Annotated in this window: 22 protein-coding genes and 2 pseudogenes; 17 read left to right on the top strand and 7 right to left on the bottom strand. The window is 35.9% G+C overall.

The window, feature by feature from the left end; genetic code table 11:
- Positions 1–43: 43 nt before the first annotated feature.
- Genes H5R64_RS00525 through H5R64_RS00515 form a run of 3 tightly spaced genes read left to right on the top strand, consistent with a single transcriptional unit; the run spans position 44 to position 6,028 of the window.
- Positions 44–3,160, top strand: a complete 3,117-nt coding sequence (locus H5R64_RS00525) for a type I restriction endonuclease subunit R (RefSeq protein ID WP_182582508.1) — start codon at positions 44–46, stop codon at positions 3,158–3,160.
- Positions 3,161–3,171: 11 nt separating this feature from the next.
- Positions 3,172–4,827 (top strand): type I restriction-modification system subunit M, encoded by a 1,656-nt coding sequence (locus H5R64_RS00520; protein WP_182581499.1) that lies wholly within the window; start codon positions 3,172–3,174, stop codon positions 4,825–4,827.
- Complete coding sequence (locus tag H5R64_RS00515) at positions 4,820–6,028, top strand: restriction endonuclease subunit S (RefSeq protein ID WP_182582506.1); 1,209 nt, start codon at positions 4,820–4,822, stop codon at positions 6,026–6,028. Before H5R64_RS00520 ends, H5R64_RS00515 begins: the two co-directional genes overlap by 8 nt.
- Positions 6,029–6,069: 41 nt before the next feature.
- On the opposite strand, the gene H5R64_RS00510 is transcribed toward H5R64_RS00515, so the two are convergent.
- From H5R64_RS00510 to H5R64_RS08570, 3 genes and pseudogenes are all read right to left on the bottom strand, one after another.
- On the bottom strand, positions 6,070–7,005 hold the full coding sequence (locus H5R64_RS00510) for a site-specific integrase (protein WP_182581501.1): 936 nt from the start codon (positions 7,003–7,005) through the stop codon (positions 6,070–6,072).
- A 76-nt stretch (positions 7,006–7,081) separates the two neighbouring features.
- Positions 7,082–7,687 (bottom strand): restriction endonuclease subunit S, encoded by a 606-nt coding sequence (locus H5R64_RS08575; RefSeq protein WP_233445919.1) that lies wholly within the window; start codon positions 7,685–7,687, stop codon positions 7,082–7,084.
- A gap of 39 nt (positions 7,688–7,726) precedes the next feature.
- Positions 7,727–8,224 (bottom strand): annotated as a pseudogene (locus H5R64_RS08570) (restriction endonuclease subunit S); the annotation flags it as partial.
- Between the two features lie 205 nt (positions 8,225–8,429).
- Between H5R64_RS08570 and H5R64_RS00500 the strand changes: the two are divergent.
- The 4 genes and pseudogenes from H5R64_RS00500 to H5R64_RS00485 all read left to right on the top strand — a co-directional run bounded on the left by H5R64_RS00500 (position 8,430) and on the right by H5R64_RS00485 (position 11,306).
- On the top strand, positions 8,430–8,714 hold the full coding sequence (locus tag H5R64_RS00500) for a type II toxin-antitoxin system RelE/ParE family toxin (RefSeq protein ID WP_182581503.1): 285 nt from the start codon (positions 8,430–8,432) through the stop codon (positions 8,712–8,714).
- Between the two features lie 14 nt (positions 8,715–8,728).
- Positions 8,729–9,022, top strand: coding sequence for a HigA family addiction module antitoxin (locus H5R64_RS00495; protein ID WP_182582504.1), 294 nt, complete (start codon positions 8,729–8,731; stop codon positions 9,020–9,022).
- A 100-nt stretch (positions 9,023–9,122) separates the two neighbouring features.
- Positions 9,123–10,295 (top strand): restriction endonuclease subunit S, encoded by a 1,173-nt coding sequence (locus H5R64_RS00490; RefSeq protein ID WP_182582502.1) that lies wholly within the window; start codon positions 9,123–9,125, stop codon positions 10,293–10,295.
- 78 nt (positions 10,296–10,373) lie between these two features.
- Positions 10,374–11,306, top strand: a pseudogene (locus H5R64_RS00485) (site-specific integrase).
- Between the two features lie 42 nt (positions 11,307–11,348).
- Here the strand turns inward: H5R64_RS00485 and H5R64_RS00480 are convergent.
- Entirely contained in the window at positions 11,349–12,479 is a 1,131-nt protein-coding gene (locus H5R64_RS00480) for a restriction endonuclease subunit S (RefSeq protein WP_267905280.1), read from the bottom strand.
- A gap of 198 nt (positions 12,480–12,677) precedes the next feature.
- Here H5R64_RS00480 and H5R64_RS00475 point away from each other — a divergent pair, with 198 nt between their 5' ends.
- Positions 12,678–13,577, top strand: a complete 900-nt coding sequence (locus H5R64_RS00475; RefSeq protein WP_182581508.1) for a restriction endonuclease — start codon at positions 12,678–12,680, stop codon at positions 13,575–13,577.
- Positions 13,578–13,851: 274 nt separating this feature from the next.
- On the opposite strand, the gene H5R64_RS00470 is transcribed toward H5R64_RS00475, so the two are convergent.
- Entirely contained in the window at positions 13,852–14,355 is a 504-nt protein-coding gene (locus H5R64_RS00470) for a DUF805 domain-containing protein (protein WP_182581509.1), read from the bottom strand.
- A 501-nt stretch (positions 14,356–14,856) separates the two neighbouring features.
- Here H5R64_RS00470 and H5R64_RS00465 point away from each other — a divergent pair.
- Both H5R64_RS00465 and H5R64_RS00460 read left to right on the top strand, forming a co-directional pair.
- Positions 14,857–15,534, top strand: coding sequence for a ribonuclease H family protein (locus H5R64_RS00465; RefSeq protein WP_182581550.1), 678 nt, complete (start codon positions 14,857–14,859; stop codon positions 15,532–15,534).
- On the top strand, positions 15,531–16,694 hold the full coding sequence (locus H5R64_RS00460; protein WP_182581510.1) for a hydroxymethylglutaryl-CoA synthase: 1,164 nt from the start codon (positions 15,531–15,533) through the stop codon (positions 16,692–16,694). The genes H5R64_RS00465 and H5R64_RS00460 overlap by 4 nt, the downstream gene beginning before the upstream one ends.
- A gap of 148 nt (positions 16,695–16,842) precedes the next feature.
- Here the strand turns inward: H5R64_RS00460 and lexA are convergent, their stop codons facing one another.
- The gene (gene lexA, locus H5R64_RS00455; protein ID WP_182581511.1) at positions 16,843–17,475 is read right to left on the bottom strand and encodes a transcriptional repressor LexA; all 633 of its coding nucleotides are present in this window, start codon (positions 17,473–17,475) and stop codon (positions 16,843–16,845) included.
- Between the two features lie 172 nt (positions 17,476–17,647).
- Here lexA and H5R64_RS00450 point away from each other — a divergent pair, with 172 nt between their 5' ends.
- Complete coding sequence (locus H5R64_RS00450) at positions 17,648–17,899, top strand: DUF896 domain-containing protein (RefSeq protein WP_182581512.1); 252 nt, start codon at positions 17,648–17,650, stop codon at positions 17,897–17,899.
- Between the two features lie 74 nt (positions 17,900–17,973).
- Positions 17,974–18,198 carry a YneF family protein gene (locus H5R64_RS00445; RefSeq protein WP_003716917.1) on the top strand — a complete coding sequence of 75 codons (225 nt, stop codon included), beginning with the start codon at positions 17,974–17,976 and terminating at the stop codon, positions 18,196–18,198.
- Between the two features lie 182 nt (positions 18,199–18,380).
- On the opposite strand, the gene H5R64_RS00440 is transcribed toward H5R64_RS00445, so the two are convergent.
- A complete protein-coding gene (locus H5R64_RS00440) occupies positions 18,381–19,019 on the bottom strand; it encodes a lysophospholipid acyltransferase family protein (protein ID WP_182581513.1) in 639 nt (212 codons plus the stop codon).
- Between the two features lie 90 nt (positions 19,020–19,109).
- Between H5R64_RS00440 and H5R64_RS00435 the strand changes: the two genes are divergently transcribed.
- The 5 genes from H5R64_RS00435 (at position 19,110) to pyrH (ending at position 22,879) form a co-directional block, all read left to right on the top strand.
- The gene (locus H5R64_RS00435; protein ID WP_182581514.1) at positions 19,110–19,871 is read left to right on the top strand and encodes a tRNA1(Val) (adenine(37)-N6)-methyltransferase; all 762 of its coding nucleotides are present in this window, start codon (positions 19,110–19,112) and stop codon (positions 19,869–19,871) included.
- A complete protein-coding gene (locus H5R64_RS00430) occupies positions 19,861–20,133 on the top strand; it encodes a GIY-YIG nuclease family protein (protein ID WP_182581551.1) in 273 nt (90 codons plus the stop codon). The genes H5R64_RS00435 and H5R64_RS00430 overlap by 11 nt, the downstream gene beginning before the upstream one ends.
- Before the next feature lie 174 nt (positions 20,134–20,307).
- The gene (gene rpsB, locus H5R64_RS00425) at positions 20,308–21,093 is read left to right on the top strand and encodes a 30S ribosomal protein S2 (protein WP_182581515.1); all 786 of its coding nucleotides are present in this window, start codon (positions 20,308–20,310) and stop codon (positions 21,091–21,093) included.
- Positions 21,094–21,204: 111 nt separating this feature from the next.
- Entirely contained in the window at positions 21,205–22,080 is an 876-nt protein-coding gene (gene tsf / locus H5R64_RS00420) for a translation elongation factor Ts (RefSeq protein WP_182581516.1), read from the top strand.
- A 76-nt stretch (positions 22,081–22,156) separates the two neighbouring features.
- Positions 22,157–22,879, top strand: a complete 723-nt coding sequence (gene pyrH / locus H5R64_RS00415; RefSeq protein WP_182581517.1) for a UMP kinase — start codon at positions 22,157–22,159, stop codon at positions 22,877–22,879.
- Position 22,880 lies beyond the last annotated feature (1 nt).

Genomic DNA, 22,880 nt, shown 5'->3' with positions numbered 1-22,880 from the left:
TTTGTTAATCGTTGCTAAAAATGGTGAGGAGATAAAATTATTAATGACAGTAGAACATAATGAATTAAAATTCGAAAATGACCTAATCAATCATTTAGTTAATTTAGGTGGAAGTAAGCAGTGGGAGTATTTACCACAAATAAAAACGACTGATCAGTTATGGGCGAACTTCAAACATATTCTTGAACAACATAACCAAGATCGTTTAGAGCAGCCTTTATCTAGTACCGAGTTCAATCAAGTGAAAGCCGAAATTCAAAAGCAAACGAAGACGCCATATGAAGCCGGCCAGTTTCTTTACGGAATTAATGGAATATCACAAGTAGAGATTGAACGTGATGATGGTAAGCATATTTACTTGCAAATTTTTGATCAACAACAAATTGGTGCAGGGAATACAGTTTACCAGATCGTGAATCAAATTGATCGCCCAGCAGTTATACCTGGACGAAAAGATCGTCGTTTTGACGTAACGATGCTAATTAATGGCTTGCCAATTATTCAAATTGAAGAAAAAGCTGATGGTCGGGATGCTAAAGAGGCCTTGAACCAAATGCGTCAGTATATTGAAGAAGAGCAATATACTGATATTTTTGGAACAGTTCAAGTTTTAGTAGCGTTAACGCCACATGATGCCCGATATATGGCTAATACGACTGCTGAAAGTTTTAATACTGATTTTGCTTTTCAGTGGCAAAGAGCTGAGGATAATAAACCAGTATTAGATGCAATGCAGTTTGCTGATTTAGTGTTGTCTATTCCAATGGCTCATCAGATGGCGACTAATTATATGATTTTGGATGGAACTCCTAAACATAAGATGATTAAAATTATGCGTCCATACCAAGTTTATTCTACCAAAAAAGTTATTAATAAGATTCGTGAACATACTTTTGGAATTGATGATCAACGGATTGGCTATGTCTGGCATACAACTGGTTCTGGGAAGACCATTAGTTCATTTAAGGCTGCTTGGTTAGCCTCAAAGTTACCCAATGTTGATAAGGTTGTTTTTATGGTTGATCGGATTGCGTTAACAAACCAGACAGTTGATGAATATAAAGCTTATGATCCTGAAAATACTGATGATAGTAAGGGTGGAGTAGTGACCGATACAGCTAATCGGTGGGATTTGGTTAATAGGTTAAGACGTAAGGGCAATGGAATTATTGTTACATCCACACAAAAGATGGATGCGGTGGTTCGTAGTAAAGATTTTAAGGCAGTTGATAAGAATATTGTCTTTATTGTGGATGAAGCTCACCGCTCAACCTCGGGAGAAATGCTACAACGAATTCGCCAAGCTTTTCCAAAATCAGCGTGGGTTGGCTATACTGGGACACCAGTCTTTCTACCGGAAAATGGAAAATCAAAAATCTTGACTACTCGTGATATTTTTGGGGATGTTATTCATACATATACTATTCAAGATGCGATTAAAGATGGAAATGTTCTTGGGTTTAAGGTTGATTTTGAAACAACCTTAACAGAAAAAGTTCTACGCGAACAATATTTACCAGAGTATTTCAAAGCCCGTTATCCAAAAATGACGGATGAAGAAGTTCAAGAACGAATAGCTAATATGAACGATGATGATATGGACGATAAAGTTGAACCAAGTGTTTATGATGAAAATCCTAAGCATATCCAACTGGTTGTTAAAGATATATTAAAAAATTGGAATAAACGATCGGTAAACGGAAAATATAATGCAATTTTAACTACTCATGTTGGTGGTGGGAAGGCATCCACACCTATGGCAATGGAGTATTACCGTGAATTTAAGAAGCAAAATGCAGAGCGTCAACATCCATTACGAATAGGTATTACTTTTAGTCAAGATACTTCGAATAGTGATAGTCAGCTTGAAACCAACAAGTCGTTGCAAGAAGCGATGAAGGACTATAATAAGATGTTTGGCACTAGTTTTGATGACAAGCAGGTTAAAGAATATACAGAACAGGTTGTTTCACGACTAAATCGGACGATTAATGATGGAAAATATTTTGATATCGTGATTGTTGTTGATCAGTTATTAACAGGCTTTAATGCTCCACAATTGAATACTTTATATGTTGATCGAACATTGAAAGGAGCTGCTCTTGTTCAGGCGTATAGCAGAACGAACAGAGTTTATGACATGCAGACGAAACCGTTTGGTCGGATCATTAATTACCGTTGGCCTAATCATACAGAAATGCTAATGAAGAGAGCACTGGCCAAATATGCTAATCGTAATTCAGCTAGTATCCAAACGACTTTATTTGGTGATGATGGCGAGAGTAAGGGGGTTATTGCACCTAGTTATGATCAAATAAAGAATAAACTTCATAAAGTAGTTAATAGTTTAGCTAGTTTTTCTGAAGACTTTACTGATATTCCAGCAAGTGAAGCAGCACAAGAGCAGATGTATAAGGACTTGCGCCAATACAATCATTTAATGGCGATTGCTAAACAAGATGATCGTTATGACGATAGGCACCCAGAGAAATTATTAATGACGTTGGGGATGTCAGAGGATGATGAAGAAATTTTAACAACTACTTTAGCTAACCGATTAAAAGCTAAAATCGCTAAGAAACACCATATCGACTTTTCACAAGTTGACTTGCAAATGGAGCACGTAAAAGAAGTGAAAGTTAATTGGGATTATCTTGAAGGTCTGATTGCTGAAGTGATGAATCAATATCATAACAACAATATTGAGGCTGCTAAAAAGTCAGCTGAAGAAGTTAAGAATATTTCGGATAAGTTAGAAGATCGCAGATATGCCGCTAAGATTCTTCGTTTTATTGATGATATCTTTAGGGGAAAAGTAAAACCTAAAGAATATCCGGTTCAGCAGCGGCATATTAAGAAGTTAATTGATCGAAATAATAATGATCAGCAAAGGACGGCGATCTTTGACTATAAAAAGCAGTGGGGATTAGCCGATATTAAAGATTCTCACTTGGTCAATGAAATTCTAGAGCGGCATGTTATCGGTGCTGATGATTTAAACGGAAATGGTGAACTTGATAACATCGTAATGGAAGGACAAGCTGTTTATAAAACTGATGCGGAGTCTGCTAATGTAAAGGAATTAAGTAAAATTAAATATCGGACGCACTTAAGACGCAATATTAATGAATTTGCGGATAAATTAAAGAAAGAATATTAGGAGTTTTAGAAATGAATAAAGCAAAAGAAGTAACAAGTAAATTATGGGAAATGGCTAACCGTTTGCGGAGTAATATGGATGCTAGCGAATACCGTAATTACATTTTAGGATTTATGTTTTACCGGTATTTATCTGAGCATCAGGAGAAAAACATCGTAGAAAAGAAAGTAATTGATGTTAATGAAGGACAAAGTGTTAATGAAGCATATAAAGAACAGGCAAGTGGCGATGATTTGAATGATTACTTAGAGGAAATTGCCTTTTCACTTGGTTATGCAATTGCACCGCAATATACATGGGCGACAATCGTTGATAAAGTAAATAATAATACAATTGCTCCATCTGATTATCAGGATATGCTTGATAGTTTTAATCGTAATTTAAACCTTAATCGAAATTCGAGGGTAGATTTTCATGGTATTTTTGATGATATGAATCTTAGTAACTCACGGTTGGGTAATTCAACAGCGGCGCGAGCTAAGGCATTGACAGATATTGTTAACTTAGTTGATCAAATTGAATACAAGGATGAGAATGGGCACGATATTCTAGGCGATATCTATACTTATTTAATTAAAGAATTTGCTTCAAATTCAGGAAAAAAAGCTGGAGAGTTTTACACACCACACGAAGTCTCAGAAGTTTTAGCTAAACTAGTTACACAGAATTTGAAGTCAGAAAATCCAGAGGTTTATGATTTCGCGTGTGGTAGTGGTTCATTACTATTGACAGTAAAAGATCAAATTCAAGATAAAGAAGCACAAAAAAAGTTAAAATATGCTGGGCAAGAATTAAATACAACGACCTACAACTTGGCACGGATGAACTTAATGATGCACGATGTTCGTTATCAAAATATGACCTTAAAGAATGCAGATACATTAGAGATGGATTGGCCTGATGGTGTTGATGAACATGGTGTTGATCATCCACATAGCTTTGATATGGTGGTAGCTAATCCACCATATTCAGCTCGCTGGGATAATAATGATAATAAATTAAAGGATCCACGTTTCAAGGAGTATGGGGCGCTAGCGCCTAAGACTAAAGCTGATTATGCTTTCTTGCTTCACGGTTTATATCACTTGAAGCAAGACGGGACAATGGCAATTGTTTTACCTCATGGAGTATTATTCCGTGGTGCAAAGGAGGGTAAGATTCGTCAAGCGTTATTAGAGAAAAATCAAATTGATGCGATTATTGGATTACCAGCTAACTTATTTTATTCAACCGGTATTCCGACTGTCGTCCTTGTCTTAAAGAAAAATAAGCAAAATAAAGATTTGTTATTCATTGATGCAAGCAAGGACTTTGAAAAGGGCAAAAATCAGAATGTTTTACGGACCGAAGATATTGATAAGATTATCAATACCTATAAGGAACGAAAAAATGTCGATAAGTATGCGCATGTAGCTACTATCGATGAGGTTAAAGAGAATGATTATAATCTTAATATTCCACGATATGTTGATACTTTTGAACCGGAACCACCTGTTGACCTTGGTAAGTTAACTAAAAAAATGGAAGAAACACAACAAGAGATTGAAAAGACCCAAAGTGAACTTTTGGGGATGATGAAAGAGCTAACTTCAAAAGACGAGAAGACACAAAACGACTTAAATGATTTTATCAAAATGCTAGAAAACGAGGTAAAGCGTAATGGATAAAAAGCCTAAAGGAATGGTGCCTAAGGTTCGTTTTAAAGGTTTCACTGATGATTGGGAGCAGCGTAAGTTAAAAAGTATCTCTACTCGTATACTGAGAAAAAATAAAGATTTACAAAGCGATCGTCCATTAACTATTTCTGCTCAAGACGGGCTCGTTGATCAGACAGATTATTTTAACAAACAAATAGCTAGTAAACAGTTAACAAAATATTTTCTGCTAACAAGAGGGGATTTTGCTTATAATAAAAGCTATTCTGTGGATTTTCCTTATGGCGCTATAAAACGATTAAATAGATATAAGAACGGTGTCCTTTCCACATTATATTTAGTATTTAAACCTCTTGATAGTGTCAATTCTGACTTCTTAGAACATTACTATGATACTAGTAAGTGGTATTCAGAAATTTATCGTAATGCCGCTGAAGGTGCCAGAAACCATGGCCTTCTAAATATCAGTGCAGAAGATTTTTTTAACACAACTTTAATAATACCCGTTAAAGTTAAAGAGCAAAATAAGATTGCAAATTTACTAAATATAATTAATAAACTTCTTTCTCTCCAGCAACGAAAATTGGACCTGCTAAAGCAACTTAAAAAGGGATTGTTGCAAAAGATGTTCGCTGACAAGAATAATAAACAACCAGTATTACGGTTCGATGGTTTTAGTGGCGATTGGGAGCAGCGTAAGTTGGGTGAGGTAGCTAAAGTAACAATGGGACAGTCTCCAAGTAGCAAGTATTATACTACAAATCCAAATGATCACATCCTCATACAGGGAAACGCTGATCTAAAATCAGGTAAAGTAGTTCCAAGAGTTTGGACAAAAGAAATAACAAAATCTGTTCATAATGGTGAAATAATAATGACTGTACGTGCCCCTGTGGGTTATTTAGCGATTGCATCCATGAATGCTGTTATAGGTCGTGGAGTAGCAGCAATTGAAGGTGACAAGTATTTATTTTATTTGCTACAAACAAAGTTAATGAACAATACGTGGAAAAGAATTAGCTCTGGCTCTACGTTTGAATCGATAAGTTCAAATGACATAAAGAAATTAAAAGTTACTCTACCCAAAGATAATGAAAGAAATAGTATTTCTAAGTTAATGGACGTAATCTCGCATCTTCTTTCTCTCCAGCAGAGAAGATTAGGTAAACTTACTTATCTCAAAAAGTTTTTTCTCCAAAAACTATTCATCTAAAAATAGTGGCATCAGTAAATTATGCTGATGCCACTATTTCTTTAGCTTAATTGTGACAAATGATGTAATACTTTATCATTATCTTTATTTTCCAGTTCTTCGATAATATGCAAGTAAGTTTCCTGAGTAGTAGTTGTATTAGCGTGCCCAAGACGTTTAGCAACACTTGCTACCGAAACGCCTTCATATAGTAGTAATGAAGCATGAGTATGACGAAGTCCATGGATTGAAATTGTTGGAATATCTAACTTATAACAGTACTTCTCTAGTAGTCCATTAACGGTTGAATTAAAGACTCGTTTATGATGTGGAACAAATACCGGCCAATTACGCTCTTTATCTTGAATTAGCGATCTAAATTGATTCATTAGGTGCCAATCAACCATTACGGTTCGATTAGAAGATTCATTCTTTGTCTTTTGAAATTGTCCCTGTGGAAGCTTATAATTCCAAGACTTATTAACAATGATTTGTTGCTTTTCAAAATCAAAATCTTCTGGCGTTAAAGCTAATGCTTCAGCAAAACGTAAACCAGTTTTAGCAACTAACAGGATAAACCAATCCCAATTTAATTCATTACCTAAATCAAGATGACGCAAAAGTTTTTGTAGTTCGTATAGACTAAGGAACTTATTTTTCTTTTGACTAGGGACACACCCCTTAATGATTGCTCGTCTTGTTGGATCGTGCTCTAGGAGTCCTTCATCAAGCGCATCAACTAGAGCAGCTTTTAAATGGTGATGGAAGTCTAAAGTAGTTTGTTTCTCATGAGTAGTTGCATAATCATTTAACAATTTTTGATATGATTGCCGAGTTAAATCATTCATGTGTAATTCTGGAGCTAACTGCTTAATCTTTCGGTAAGTTAAGTAGTATTTATCAAGTGTAACTTTTCTAACTGCTTTCTCTTTATATAACCGAATCCAACCAATATAATACTTATAGAATAATTTTGTACTGTAGTGTTTCCGAGACATATTAAAACCTCCAATAAATAATTTGTGTTAGGAACACAAGTGTATTATTTGTTGGAGGATATTTACTTTCAAGAGATTAGATGAACATTTGTTGGAGGAGAAAGTTTTTTAGGAAGGTTAATTTATCTAGTTTACTCTGCTGGAGAGAAATAAGAGATTCAACTTTTTTAATTAAATTGCTTATTTTTAATTGTTCTTCAGTAAATGGAAGATTAATATAAACTGATTTTATAATACTTGCAGAAAGATTACCTTGCCCTCCTTGTAAATATTTTGCAATAATTTTATCTTTATTTTTCTCTAAATAATATTTTATAAAGCTTACATTGTCTTTTTGTAAAAAGATAGCCATAATTGCTTGATTAATAGCACCATCAATATTAGAAACGTCTACTTCTCCACTTGTCGCACCATATAGTGCATATAATAAAGTACCTTTTCTAATAAGTTTTGCTGATGAATTTTTTAATCCACTCTCAGTAATGAATAATTCAGTTTTATTTTTATGAATTTCAGCTGACCTAATAAATGGTATTTTTCCTCCGTAGTAACTTTTATTTTTCACAGAAGGAGTTCCACCTGAAAAACTAGTAGATATTTCTCCTAACTTACGCTGCTCCCAATCGCCACTAAAACCATCGAACCGTAATACTGGTTGTTTAGCATCCTTGTCAGCGAACAATTTTTGCAACAATCCCTTTTTAAGTTGCTTTAGCAGGTCCAATTTTCGTTGCTGGAGAGAAATAATTTTGGATACTTGTTTAAAAATGGCAATAATGTCACTCTGTTCATTTAAGGATGGCAAGTTTATCTTAGTATTAGAAACGATATTACTATTTAAATTAACTTGACTTCCTGGCTGCCCATATTTTTTCCAACTGGTTTGATATTTTTCTAACCAGTAGAACCCATAATCTATCATGAAGTTTGGATTGTTAAAAATCAAAAATCCATCATGTACGCCTGTAGGAATATAATTAATTACAGGATAACCAACTGAAGCAGCAATACTAAGTAATAAATGAGGTTGTATTACCACTCTAGTCTTTTGTTGACCTAATTTTGAAATATGTTGACTAAGGTGATGAATTCTACCATTTTGGGCAGTAACATCAGAGATCCTGATCCAACCAATTGTTGAATTAGAATCAAACCATTTTTTGTCTTTTATTGGTCTAGGAGATGCGCCACGAATTATTTCTGCTACCTCACCTAACTTACGCTGCTCCCATACTTTTTAAATTATGAATTAAAAGAATAATCTTTTCCGATTTATTTAATATTATCTTTCTAGTTCAACATAAATAAAGGATGAAGTATTTAATAAACTCTGATTTACATGAATTTAATATGCTATCATTATCTTCTTTACATATACACGTAATAAAGATATAATTGATTTAAAAATAAGTTAGAGAATAATTATGATACTAAGCTTTGCTGATAAGGAAACAGAAAGAGTCTATAACCAAAAGTTTTCAAAAAAATTACCTCAATCAATTCAGCACATTGCATTGAGAAAACTGCTTATGATTGACAATGCGGAAAATGTCAATGATTTAAGAGTGCCACCTGCCAATCATTTGGAGAAACTATCTGGTGATCGTGCTGGACAATACAGCATTAGAATTAATGGTCAGTTTAGAATTTGTTTTACTGTTCAAGGCCAAAATAATATTAAAGATGTTGAGATAGTTGATTATCATTAGAAAGGAGTTTTGTTATGAAAGAGATTCCAACACCAACAATTGGTGAAATCCTAAAAGAGGAGTTTATGGAACCATTTGGACTTTCAGCATATCGTATTGCAAAAGAGATTGATGTTCCTACTTCAAGAATTCAAGATATTCTTCATGGTAGAAGGCAAATCACAGTTGATACTTCAATTCGCTTAGGAAGATTATTTGATGTTTCTGACCGATACTTCCTAAACTTGCAAAATGATATTGATATTCGTAATGCTGAGGAAAAAAGTAGTAATGAATTTAATCAAATAAAACCAATAGCTATTAGCTAAAAAAGGCACTTCAAAATGAGGTGTCTTTTTTAGTTTCTTAATACTTTTTGATAATCTGAAAAAATAATTTAAATAAAGTTATTAAATATAATTTTCTTAATTGATAATTTTAAAAGTATGGGAGCAGCGTAAGTTAAAATCAATATCTAACAAAGTGACTTTGAAAAACAAAGAACATCAAGATTTTCCTGTTCTAACTAATTCTGCCCAAGACGGCATTGTAAATCAGGAAACTTTCTTTGACAGAAAAATAGCTAATAATACTAATGATTATTACATTGTAAAGCCAGATGATTTTGTCTATAATCCACGAATATCAAAGTTAGCTCCATATGGCCCAATACGCCGTAATAAATTAGAAATAACAGGCGTAATGTCACCTTTATACTATGTTTTTTCGTTAAAAAGTAATACAAATAAAGATTACTTATCTTACTATTTTATTTCTAGTACATGGTATAAATTTATGATTGAGAATGGTAATACAGGCGCAAGATCTGACAGATTCGCAATTAAGGATTCCATTTTTCAAAGAATGCCCATTATGTTACCTATACAAAATGAGCAAACTAAAATTGGTAAATTATTTAACATAATAGATAAAGATATTTCTCTCCAGCAACGAAAATTAGACCTGCTAAAGCAACTTAAAAAGGGATTATTGCAAAAGATGTTTGCTGATAAAGCACAGGTTCAACCTTCTTTGCGATTTAAACCATTTTCTGGAAATTGGTGTCAAAATAAAATGGGGGATTTTATTAAAGAGTTTTCACAAAAATCACAAATTGAGGATGAATATCCAACGTTGTCTAGTACTAATAAGGGCATGGAAAACAGAAATGGTCGAGTAGATGGCAAATCTAATATTGGATATAAAATAATAGAAAATGGAGACCTTGTCCTTTCACCACAAAATCTATGGCTAGGAAATATAAATATAAATAAGATTGGCGTAGGGATTGTTAGCCCTAGCTATAAAACATTTAAATTTAAAAATGGTATTAATCCAGATTTTATTAAGCCACAGCTTCGAACAAAAAGAATGCTCTTTAATTATGAGAACGCTTCTACCCAGGGCGCTAGCGTAGTTCGAAGAAATTTAGATTTGAAGAGCTTTTTGGAAATAAAAATATACAAGCCATTTGACATAAAAGAAGAAAATGATATATCTTTAATATTTAATCTTTTAGAAAGTTTAGTGGCTTATCATAAATCAAAACTTCAATATTTTACAAAGCTTAAAAAGTTTCTTCTTCAGCAAATGTTCATCTAAAATATTGTGAGTAAATAACCTCCAATAAATAATAACTACGTGTTTTAACACAAAGTATTATCTATTGGAGGTTATTTTATGTCACAAAATTACTATAGTACCAAACTATTCTATAAGTACTATTTGAACTGGATTCATCTTTATAAAGATGATGCGGTTAGAAAGGTCACTTTGGATAAATATTATCTTACCTATCGTAAGTTGAGAGAATTAGCGCCGAATTTACATATGAATGAATTAGATCGACAAAGGTATCAGAAATTATTAAATGATTATGCCATTACCCATGAACGGCAAACAACTCTTGATTTTCATCATCATTTAAAAGCAGCATTAGTGGATGCTTTGGATATGGGCGATCTTAAACATGACCCAACACGTAGAGCAATTATTAAAGGGCGTAATCCTAAATTAAAAAAGCAAAGTTTTTGAATTTATATGAACTAAGACAATTGTTAAGTCATTTAAATCTAGGAACAGATATTAATTGGGATTGGTTTATTCTCCTCATTACTAAAACTGGATTACGTTTTGCAGAGGCACTAGCGTTAACCCCTTGTGATTTCAATTATGAAAAACAATCAATTAGAGATTAATAAATCTTGGAATTATAAAGAAAAAATTGGAAGCTTCCAGCCGACAAAAAATGAAGCTTCCAATCGTTACGTAGCTGTGGACCGGCAATTAATGGGTCAGTTTAGAACACTGCCAAGCGGAATTGAAGAAAATCAGACAATCTTCGTATCACCAACTAAAAGAGTTTTTAATTCCACAATTAATCAATTACTAAAAAAATATTGTATTTATTTAGGTATTCATGTTATTTCGATCCATGGATTACGACATACACACACGTCGTTATTACTATATGAAGGTGTTTCAATCGCCAGCGTTGTTCGTCGGTTAGGCCATGCTAATAAAATCACAACGCAGGAAACATGCCTACACATTATCGAAGAACTGCAAAATAAAGATAATGATAAGATCCTTCATCATCTTTCACAGTTATAAAAAATGGCGGCACTAATCGATATTGGTGTCGCCAATTATTTATTAAATGAACATTTGTTGAAGTAGTGATTTTTTCAGGCTAAGCAAGATTTTTTTAATTTCTTTATTCTGATGAATAAGCTTTTCATAGTTCAATAAGATATTTGCAATTTTTCTTTGTTTTTCAATGGAAGGGAGATTTCTAATCCTAATACTTAACAAATCTTCTTTTCTAATTCTTTTTTGGCTATTAGATGAACCAGTAGAACGTGCAATCATTTGCGCAGTTACATAATCTGACTTTAGCAAAAAATATAAATAATTTTGATCTATGCTCGGCTTTAGCTCAAGAGGGATAAACTCGGTAGAAGCAATAGCATTGGTTTGTATCTTTTTTAGATTCCATACTCTCCTCTTTCGTACATTTAATTTATTAAAAAGTATAACTGGTTTTTCAATTAGGATTTTAGAGCTTCTTATGTTCTTCGATGATATAATTTGTGGCACTTCGTTATTATCAAAGGCGGGCATACTGTATTCTAAGTATTTATTTTTCTTAAGTTTACTAGTATTAATTGTTTTTATTTTTACATTAACAAATTCCTTCAACATGATACCATTTATCGTTGTTAATTTTGGTTGAGTAATTTTCGATAATACCTTAGATATTTGTATTAATAAATCAATTTTTCGTTGCTGGAGAGCGGTAAGCTGTTCAATGTGTTCAATAATCTCACCTATCTTTTCCTGTTCTAGAACAGTAGGTAAAGAGATTTTTGTTCTAAGAATGTTTTTATTATAAAGTCTTTTTATGGTGCTACCTTCTGTACCATCCCACTTAACTATATGATAAAAAGCTTTTAAAAACAGATTATTAAGCTGATCATTATGCTTTAGCCAAACAATGTTTGAATCTTGAAAATAAGCTTTTTGTCCTTTATATTCAACTATTCGTCCGATACTTCCCGAGGCTGATATTAGTAGGTCTCCCGTTTCAGGATATGGATACTTAGATTTATATTCTTCAAAGAGCTCATTAGAGATATAAGCATCAGGTTTTTTACCAAAAGTTCCTATTTTATAGAATGGGACATCACCTAACTTAGTAGTTTGTTTCTTAAAAATTCTCTTGTTCATGGCTACTGAACCAAATTCCCCCAACTTACGCTGCTCCCATACAATTATTATTATCAATAAGAAAAAATAATTAGTTAGTTCTGTGAAATATTATTCCTTACAATAAACGAAAGGTTTAATTTCCAAATTATTCAGTATGCTTCCCATAAGCCAGTTCTAATACCAAAGTAGATTACTTAATTGTATAATTGAAATCAGAAATTATATTAATTTTAATAGTTTAATTATTGAAGCGAAAGTGTAGGCTATAGGTTAATGAAAACATTTAATAAACTGAATCGGCGAGAGCAGGAAGCGTACTTAATGCTACCAATTATTAAGGGACTGAAGAAATTAGGAGGCCAGGCTAGTACAAAGGAATTGAAAAATATTGTAGTAGCTAATGATAGTTATATTCCAGAAAATGTATTGGTTACTATAAGAAAATCACGTAAAGGAAATGAATATTTGCCCTTTAACTTTCCGTTTAATTTTGCAGTAGCAAACTTAGTTATGGCTAAACTTTTGGATCGACCACATTCTGGAGAAGTTTTACTAACAGAAAAGGGTAGAACCTTTGATGGCACCCAGCAAGAATTAAATGAAATGGTTTATAATATTACGTTACCAATGTGGAAAACAAAATCTAAAGTTAAAAATATTCATGAGAATGATAAAGTAGAAAGTGATGATATTGAATTAGCTGATGAGCCTTGGCGAACCAAACTTCTGAAAGCTCTGAGTAATCTTTCGCCAGCAAAATTTGAATTATTTTGTCGTGCTTTAGTTCGGAAAATGAGTGTTGATATTGATGAGAATATTGGGGTAAAGCTAAGTGGCGATGGAGGAATCGATGGCTATGGTTATATGACTACTAATGATTTTAGAACAACTCGGGTAGCAATCCAGGCAAAAAAGTGGAACCCTAATCATTTTGTTTCATCACCAGAAATAGATAAGTTTCGTGGGGCAATGGATAAATACCGTTCAGAATATGGTATTTTTATTACAACTTCATCATTTACTAGAGATGCAATTAAAGCTTCAAGAACTGGGACAAGAATTATTACACTCATTGACGGTTCAAAGTTAATTGATTTAGTAGCTAAATATCAGTTGTATGTAAAACCAGTGGTTACGTATGAGTTGGATGACTTCTTTACTAATGACAATTAGATGATGTCTTTCTATGTAACCTTTGGTCATCTAAATGAGTGGATAATTCAACAGTGTAGTCAATTGGGCCCGATTCTACATGTTTACTGAAAATTATGTATTTGTTTTGATTAGTGCGATTTCACAGAGGCTAACTGATTATTTGAAAGCTCATCCAGAACTAGATAAAATTTCTATCGTACAAATCTAAAAGAAAGAGTCCGTCATTTAAACTATTTCTATATAAAACAACTTTAAAACAAAACCCGAGCGTCATGTTTATCGACACTTGGGTTTAAATTTCAAATTCATTTTCATTCCGCAAACTAGGAATTTCCTTATCTTCACTCTTGTTTGGACTCCACCAGCCTTGCTTGCTGATGTAGTTGGTTGGTAGGCACATGAAAACCAAGATAACAATTTCTAAGATGGCCATTAGACCGTTGCAGAATTCGTTATCAACATTACCCAAGATGATTGACAGTAACCAAGCAGCAAACAGGAACCAGCCAGAGATGCCAACATCCCGAAGCCGGCGAACAGCAATTGCGATTTCGGGGAAGATGTTGGCGATCCCAAAGACTACCATTAAGACCGTGATAATTAGGATTGCTCCTAATCCCTGGGTACTACCGTTAACTAGTGAGCTGAACGATGAAACACCGCAGGCAACGAGTAATAGCCATAGGATCGCATAAATGATTAAGTTGACTAATACGGGCCACCAATAATCAGCTCGTGTAGATGTAGCCTGATATTTAAATGAGTTTTCCCAATAATATTTATAAGCTTTAAACATAGTTTTCCTCCTCCAACTTTGTCATTTTCTACTATACCATACTTAGAATGCATATCATTTTATATTATTGTCAATCTCCATTAAAATAAAAGTGTGGAAAGGATTAGATGGTTGTTCACGCAAAGGAGTTGTTTCAAATGAAAATGTTTAATAAACCACTTTCAAAAAAGCAAAAAGTTGCTGCAATTAGTTTAATTACTGGTGCAATTGCTTTACCGGTTTGCATTTTTGCAAAGGTTCACGGAAAGTAATTTCTTAGATATGAACATGAATAAACTGCCGTTCGAATTACACTCGAGCGGCAGTTTATTTTGGTATTAATGGCTTAGTTAACTGATTATTGCGCCGTGGATCTACTGTTGGTGATGATTATAATTTATCATCTAGTTAACGTCCCTTTTAAATATAAACCAGGAGAAAATAATGCTTTAGTCGATATAATCCAGTTAAAATTACGCAGTTTTTCCGCTATAATTGTAGTATTAGTTTCAGAAGAGGTTAATTATGAGTAAATACTATGCAGTAAAGAAGGGGCGGCATCCTGGAATCTACCAAACCTGGGCCGAGTGTCAGCGTGAGATTAGCGGTTATCATGGTGCGGTGTATAAAAGTTTTTTGGATAGGCATACCGCAAACGCTTGGCTTGGCAGCCGAGATATCGATCAAGGAAAAATAGATAAAAATAATCCCGATGCGATTTACCTTTTTACGGATGGTGGATCGCGAAATCACGGAAATAAGTTAGGCCAACACGTTAAAAAGACGGATAAAGCTGCCTGGGCATTATTAATTAGGAAAGGTGACAAGTCTTTTACTAAAACTGGTGGGGAATTTGGGGCAACGAATAATCGGATGGAGCTAATGGCATTGCGGAATGCCCTCCAAATTCTGTTGAAAAATAAAAAGCAGGATAGTTCAATTATTGCGATCCTTGATTCCCACTACGTTTTGGATCCAATTATGAAGCACTGGTTAAATGGTTGGCAAAAACGGGGCTGGAAAACGAGTAGCGGGTCAGCGGTCGCTAATAAGGAGTTATGGCAGGAAGTTGTTAAATTGCTGCCACAATTTACCCAGCTCGAATTTCAGTGGACAAAGGGTCATGCTGATAACGATGGGAATATCATTGTTGACCATCTCTTAAATGAAACGATGGATAAGATGGGGGAAGAGAAATGAAAATTGGAATTGATAAAATGGCGTTTGCTACAACTGATGAGTACATTGATTTGCGGGAATTGGCCCGGAAGCGGGGAGATGAGCCTGATAAATACACGATTGGGATTGGCCAGGATCGTCAAGCTGTTGTGCCCGCAAGTCAGGATATCGTAACGTTAGGAGCGTCAGCGGCAGAAAAATTGCTAACGGATGATGACAAGAAGCACCTGTCAACTATCATTGTAGCTACGGAATCAGGAATCGATAATTCTAAGGCTAGTGCAATTTACGTGAAGCATCTTTTAGGTTTGGACGATTTTGTGCGGACTGTAGAATTAAAGGAAGCCTGTTACTCCGCAACGGCCGGGATCCAATTTGCTAAGGGATTGGTAACAATGGATCCCCAGTCAGCTGTCTTAGTAATTGCCAGTGATATTGCCCGGTATGGGTTAGAGACATCGGGAGAAGTAACTCAGGGTGCTGGAGCAGTCGCAATGTTAATTACGGCTAACCCACATGTTTTAGCTCTTGAAGATACTACAGTTTCATATACCAAGGATCTAATGGACTTCTGGCGGCCACTATATGCCACTGAAGCGCATGTCGATGGAAAGTACTCGACTAACGTTTACATTGAATTCTTCCTCCAATGCTGGCAACGCTACCGTCAATTAACAGGGCGCCAACTCGCTGATTTTGCTGCACTTGCGTTTCACCTTCCGTTTACTAAGATGGGGAAGAAGGCGCTCGAAGGATTACTTCAAGATGATCATTCCCTAATTGCGGAGAAGATGCGAGAACAATTAACTGCAAGTCAAAAATACTGTCGTGAAGTGGGAAACCTATATACCGGTTCACTTTACCTTGGCTTGATGTCCTTACTACAAAATGGTCAAGTTAAAGCTGGTGACCGAATTGGACTCTTTAGCTATGGCTCAGGAGCTGAAGGTGAATTCTACAGTGGAATTTTACAAGCAGGTTTTGAAAAGTACCTCAGTAACGTTAAGGCGGAATTGGCAGATCGTCATCAGGTATCAATTGAAGAGTACGAACGGCAATTTAATTCTCAATTGGGAATGAACTCCGATGATATTAAGCTTGACTGGGAAAAGGATCCAGCACCGTTTGTGCTTAAGGGACAAAAAAATTACAAGCGGTTTTACGGTAAAGGGGAAAATTAATCTTCGACTTTGCGAGCATTAGTTTCCATTTTGATAATCGCAACTTATTAATTAGTGGAACTTTAATCTCCGGTTAGTTGAAAATGAAAAAGCATAGCAGAACTCTTTTAAAGAGTTTCTGCTATGCTTTAATTATGTTTTATCTAGATTAAAATATATGATCGCGGTATAAACCAATCACTTTTCCAAGAATTGTAACGTTATCTAAGTAAATCGGTGCCATTGTATCGTTTTCGGGTTGAAGACGGTAACGTTTATTTTCTGGTTCACGATAGAAACGCTTGCAAGTAGCCTCATTATCACTCGTCATGGCAATCACAATTTCACCGTCTTTTGCGGTTGACTGTTTACGGACGATGACGTCATCCCCGTCAAGGATTCCCGCCTTGATCATACTCGTTCCGTGGATCTTTAACATAAATAATCCAGACGCATCTTTAATCGAAGGAGGAAGCGGGAAGTAGTCAGTAGTATCTTGAACAGCTAAAATTGGTTGACCAGCTGTGACTACACCGAGCATTGGGATCTCCTTTTGTTCTGGTTCGATTCCGAGAAGATCAAGGCCCCGTTTAGTGATTTCTAATGCTCGTGGCTTAGAAGGATCTTTTTGGAGGTATCCTTCCTTAATTAAGTTAGTTAAGTGAGAATGGACGGTTGAGGTGGAAGAAAGGCCAACGGTTCCACAAATTTCGCGGACTGTTGGTGGATAACCATGATCTTTAACGTGCTTATAAATACAATTTAATACGGCAATTTGTTTTTGACTTGCAGCTTTTGCCATTTTGACACCTCATTTGGCTATTAATATTATTCTTAGAATATCATAGTGAGTGACGATTTTCAAACGTACGTTCGCGATAATAGCTAAGTTAGTAGATATCTTGAAAATAGCCATCAATTTGGTTAAGATCAAGGTAGTGATGTGAGAATATATGGAATGTGAGGAGATAATTATGGCTGAATCTACAGACCAAGAAAAGTTATTAAAACGAATTAATGAACTTGCCCACAAAAATAAGGAAGAAGGTTTAACGGAAGCCGAAACCGAGGAACGGGCAAAATTAAGAAAAGAATATCTTAAGAATTTCCGGGAAGCTATGCGGAGTAACATTGAAATGATGCGGATCTTTGATGATAATGGTAAAGAAGTTACTCCGGAAAAGGTTCGTGAAATCCAACGAAAAAAAGGATTACGGGATGACTAAAATTGTTTAGCCCTTTTCAAGTCGACTACTTTCGTGTACTATTGAACAGTAACTAAAAAAGGAGGAAAGTAGTTGTGGCATTAACAATTTCATTGGTAATCCTCGCCTTACTAATCGGTTTAGTTGGCGGTTTCTTTGGTGCTCGTCGTTACATGGAAAATTATCTTCGCAATAATCCACCTATTAGTGAAGAAATGTTGCGGACAATGATGTTACAAATGGGCCAGAAGCCATCTAGCCGAAAGTTACATCAAATGATGCAAACCATGAAGGCACAAGCCAAAAAAGCAAACAAGTAATTTAAAGGGAGCGTGAGTTAGAACTAGCTTGCTTATTCGTTTTCAATGCGAAGCTAGTTCTATGGGAAACTCCCCAAACACAAAGAGGGCTCTAGCGTTCGGATTTACCGAATACTAGAGCCTTTTGTGTGTCCTACACTGGCGATCGCTCTTTAACGATGCCACAGTTCCTGTAATTATAATTAGAAGTCGTCATCCTTTGGCTTTGGGGGAACAATATATTTGTAGTTCGGGTTAATTTGGTGGTCTAATTCGTCAAAGGACTTTTGCATTTCATCTTCTAGCTTTGCCTGACTTGCCTCATCTAATTTGTTTTTTCGGTCAACATAAATCGGTTTACCAAAAGCAATGTGACGAGGTTGTCGTTTAAACATTTCACCAAACTTAAGTGGTCCCTGATAAACAACCGGGACAAGGGGGACATTTGCTAACTTAGCAATCAGAGTAGCGCCCCCCTTTAACTTGCTTGAATAACGAGAACCTGAGGGAAAAATAATTGTTGATAAATCAGTTTTCCGCAGGATCTGAACCGGCTTCTTAATAACAGACGGTCCGGGATTTTTACGGTCAACCGGAAAAGCGTGGAGTCTTTTTAAGAAGAAGGCGGCTAAGGGATTCTCAAATATTTCCTTTTTTGCCATAAAGCTAAACTTCTTTGGGTAGATTGCTAGAGCGATTAGGACCGGATCCATCCATGTCCGATGGGGGGCAATAATGATATAATTGCCGTCGGGTATATTTTCTTTATTATAAATTTTGGCTTTGCCATTAATTAAGTTTAAAAATGGTTGAACAATGGCAACAAGAAATGAATATAACATAAAATCATCCAATCTCATTCTGAATAATAACTGGCATTATTATGACGAAAAAATCAACTTCTTGCAAGTTTTAAAAGAGGTGAATGGTAAATGGACAATGATAAATTACTAAAAGCAAATGAACGAATTGATCAACTATACAGTCAGGATGTGCAAATTATTCAAAATCCAAACTGCTTTGCATTTTCGCTAGATGCAGTCCTTCTAGCTGATTTTGTTCGACCAAATAAGAAACGTCAAACCAAAATTGTTGATCTTTGCGCTGGCAACGGAGCAATTGGCCTTTTTCTCCATCAGAAACTTGGTGGTCACTTTACCGAGGTCGAACTTCAACAGGCAATTGCAGACATGGCAGAACGAACAGTCAAGTTGAACCATTTAGAAGAACGCTATGATGTTTTGAATATGGATATTAAGGATGTTTATGAGAAGATACCAAAGGATTCGGCAGATATCGTTTTGTGTAATCCACCGTACTTTCCCACTAATGAACATAGTCAAAAGAACCCTAATCAAGCCCTAGCGATTGCTCGTCATGAAATTAAAACTAATTTAATGATGGTTGTCGAAAAAATGAGTGGCCTCTTAAAGATGAATGGTCGGGGATACTTAGTTCACCGTCCAGATCGTTTGGCTGAAATTTTAACAACATTAACTAGTCATCGTCTTGCCCCTAAACGGATTCGCTTTATCCACCCAAAACCGGATCGAGAAGCAAATATCGTGTTGATTGAGGCAATTAAAGATGGGGGAGATGGTGGCGTACGCGTTGTTCCACCACTAGTAGTTAATCAAGCTAACGGCGAATACGGAACTGAGGTGCAGCGGTTACTCTATGGCGATAAAAAGTAAACATTATTACATGTATGTTTTGCATTGTGCCGATAAAAGTCTTTATTGTGGTTTTACTACCAATGTGCTACGACGGTTTCACACTCATCAAGCATATCAAGGAGCAAAATATACGCGGGTAAAGTCACGCCATCCACTCAAACTAATTTATTGGTGCGAATACCCAACTAAACATGATGCATTAAGCGCTGAATATTATTTCAAACATCAAAGTAGGCAGCAGAAAGAACACTACTTACACTTGAGAGGGATTAGCATTTAAATTAATTCTATGAAGTTGAGGATAAAAGCTTGTCAGAGGCGAAGCTTTTTTGTATACTATATTTCGGTGCTAAACGCCAATTTCACACCCAATAGGATGGTGGCAATGTGCTGATTCAGTTTGACTGCCAGATGATTATTGGGGAGGAAAAAACATTTTGGAGGTACATATTTTATGTCTGTTGTTACTATGAAACAATTGCTTGAAGCCGGTGTTCACTTCGGTCACCAAACTCGCCGTTGGAACCCAAAGATGGAAGAATACATCTTCACTGAACGTAATGGTATCTACATTATCGACTTACAAAAGACTGTTAAGTTGATTGATACTGCATACAACTACATGAAGGACGTTGCTGCTAATGGCGGTGTTGTTCTTTTTGTTGGTACTAAGAAGCAAGCTCAAGACTCAATCGAAGAAGAAGCAACCCGTGCAGGTCAATACTACGTTAACCACCGTTGGTTAGGTGGTACTTTAACCAACTGGAAGACCATCCAATCACGGATTGCTCGTTTGAAGGAATTAAAGAAGATGTCTGAAGATGGCACTTTTGATGTCCTCCCAAAGAAGGAAGTTGCTGTTTTGACTAAGCAACGTGAAAAGCTTGAACGTTTCTTAGGTGGTATTGAAGATATGCCAAAGATTCCTGATGTAATGTTCATCGTGGATCCACACAAGGAACAAATTGCTGTTAAGGAAGCCCAAAAGCTTCACATTCCAATTGTTGCCATGGTTGATACTAACACTGACCCAGACGACATCGACTACGTAATTCCATCAAATGATGATGCTATTCGTGCCGTTCGTCTTATCACTTCAAAGATGGCTGATGCTGTTATCGAAGGTAAGCAAGGTCAAGATGACAACAAGCAAGACGATGCTAACAACGCTGCTGAAGAACATGAAGAAGTTTCTGAAGATTCATTAAAGAACCTTAAGGACAGTGTTGAAGGTAAGTAATTTAAACGATAATTAAGTATTAAATACTTGGGCTGTTTGCGTACGGACCATTGTGGCCTGAGTACCAAATGGCCTTTTTAATTAAAAAGTTAACGAAGGAGAGATCTAATCATGGCTGAAATTAAAGCTGCTCAAGTTATGGAATTACGTAAGAAATCAGGTGCTGGTATCATGGATGCCAAGAAGGCATTAGTTGCTAGTGATGGTGACATGGATAAGGCAATGGACTACTTACGTGAAAAGGGTATTGCAAAGGCTGCTAAGAAGAGTGACCGCGTTGCTGCTGAAGGTTTAGCTGAAATTGCTGTTAGTGGGAACACAGCTGCTATCGTTGAACTAAATTCAGAAACCGACTTTGTTGCTGCAAGTGACCCATTCAAGGATTTATTGAAGAAGGTTACTAAGTTAATCAGTGAAAACAAGCCAGCTAACGTTGAAGAGGCTCTTGCTATGAAGACTGAAAACGGTACTTTAAATGATGACTTGATCAGCACTACTCAAAAGACCGGTGAAAAGATTAGTCTTCGTCGTTTTGAAGTTGTTGAAAAGGAAGACGGCGATAGTTTCGGTGCCTACCTTCACCAAGGTGGTCAAATTGCTGCCCTTGTTGTTCTTGAAGGTGGAGATGAAGATACAGCCAAGGATGTTGCTATGCACGTTGCTGCTATCAACCCTGAATTCATGACTCGTGAAGATGTATCTCAAGATCGTCTTGATCATGAACGTGAAGTCTTCAAGGAAGAAACCTTGAATGAAGGCAAGCCAGCTAAGATTGTTGATAAGATCGTTGAAGGTCGTTTAAACAAGTTCCTTTCACAAATTTGCTTGGCTGACCAAGATTTTGTTAAGAACCCAGACCAAACCGTTGCTGAATTCGTATCTGCTAACGATGGTAAGTTGAAGTCATTTGTTCGTTACGAAGTTGGTGAAGGAATCGAAAAGAAGCAAGATGACTTTGCTCAAGAAGTTAAGGACCAAATGAACTAAACAACGTTCGGCTAGAAAGGGCGTACTCTTTGAAGTGCGTCTTTTTTTGAAAACAATACCATTAGGAGGCTGGTTTATGTCAGATATTAAATACAATCGTGTCATTTTAAAGCTTAGTGGTGAAGCTCTTGCAGGTGAAAAGGGCTTTGGGATTAACCCCCCAGTGCTTAAAGATGTCGCTAAGGAATTAAAGGAAGTCCATGATTTAGGTGTTCAAATTGCCATTGTTGTTGGTGGTGGAAACATGTGGCGTGGTGTTACCGGTGCGGAACTTGGAATGGAAAGGGCGCAGGCTGATTACATTGGAATGTTAGCCACAATTATGAACGCATTATCACTTCAAGACGCATTGGAATCACTTGATGTTCCAACACGGGTTCAAACTTCTATTGAAATGCGCCAAATCGCTGAACCTTACATTCGACGGAAGGCTATTCGTCATCTTGAAAAGGATCGGATCGTAATCTTTGCTGGTGGGACTGGAAGTCCTTACTTCTCAACTGATACTACTGCTGCATTGCGGGCTGCCGAAATTAATGCTGATGCTATTCTTATGGGTAAGAATGGTGTTGATGGTGTTTATAGTGCAGATCCAAATAAGGATTCGAGCGCAGTTAAGTTTGATCACTTAACCCACATGCAATTAATCGAAAAGAACTTACACGTTATGGATACCACTGCAAGTTCTCTTTCAATGGATAACCATATTCCATTAGTTGTATTTAACCTGAATACTCCCGGCAATATTATGAAGGTTGTTAAGGGACAAGAAGTTGGAACCACGATTGAGAGGGATTAAC

The sequence above is a fragment of the Limosilactobacillus fastidiosus genome (assembly GCF_014145505.1).
Lineage (GTDB): Bacteria > Bacillota > Bacilli > Lactobacillales > Lactobacillaceae > Limosilactobacillus > Limosilactobacillus fastidiosus.
Note: the sequence above shows the minus strand (reverse complement) of the source record. Positions and strands in the feature narration are given on the sequence as shown.

Coding starts and splice junctions, on each gene's coding strand:
- H5R64_RS00525 (WP_182582508.1), top strand. CDS start 44: ATGACAGTAGAACATAATGAATTAAAATTCGAAAATGACCTAATCAAT.
- H5R64_RS00520 (WP_182581499.1), top strand. CDS start 3,172: ATGAATAAAGCAAAAGAAGTAACAAGTAAATTATGGGAAATGGCTAAC.
- H5R64_RS00515 (WP_182582506.1), top strand. CDS start 4,820: ATGGATAAAAAGCCTAAAGGAATGGTGCCTAAGGTTCGTTTTAAAGGT.
- H5R64_RS00510 (WP_182581501.1), bottom strand. CDS start 7,005: ATGTCTCGGAAACACTACAGTACAAAATTATTCTATAAGTATTATATT.
- H5R64_RS00500 (WP_182581503.1), top strand. CDS start 8,430: ATGATACTAAGCTTTGCTGATAAGGAAACAGAAAGAGTCTATAACCAA.
- H5R64_RS00495 (WP_182582504.1), top strand. CDS start 8,729: ATGAAAGAGATTCCAACACCAACAATTGGTGAAATCCTAAAAGAGGAG.
- H5R64_RS00475 (WP_182581508.1), top strand. CDS start 12,678: ATGAAAACATTTAATAAACTGAATCGGCGAGAGCAGGAAGCGTACTTA.
- H5R64_RS00470 (WP_182581509.1), bottom strand. CDS start 14,355: ATGTTTAAAGCTTATAAATATTATTGGGAAAACTCATTTAAATATCAG.
- H5R64_RS00460 (WP_182581510.1), top strand. CDS start 15,531: ATGAAAATTGGAATTGATAAAATGGCGTTTGCTACAACTGATGAGTAC.
- lexA (WP_182581511.1), bottom strand. CDS start 17,475: ATGGCAAAAGCTGCAAGTCAAAAACAAATTGCCGTATTAAATTGTATT.
- H5R64_RS00450 (WP_182581512.1), top strand. CDS start 17,648: ATGGCTGAATCTACAGACCAAGAAAAGTTATTAAAACGAATTAATGAA.
- H5R64_RS00440 (WP_182581513.1), bottom strand. CDS start 19,019: ATGTTATATTCATTTCTTGTTGCCATTGTTCAACCATTTTTAAACTTA.
- H5R64_RS00435 (WP_182581514.1), top strand. CDS start 19,110: ATGGACAATGATAAATTACTAAAAGCAAATGAACGAATTGATCAACTA.
- rpsB (WP_182581515.1), top strand. CDS start 20,308: ATGTCTGTTGTTACTATGAAACAATTGCTTGAAGCCGGTGTTCACTTC.
- tsf (WP_182581516.1), top strand. CDS start 21,205: ATGGCTGAAATTAAAGCTGCTCAAGTTATGGAATTACGTAAGAAATCA.
- pyrH (WP_182581517.1), top strand. CDS start 22,157: ATGTCAGATATTAAATACAATCGTGTCATTTTAAAGCTTAGTGGTGAA.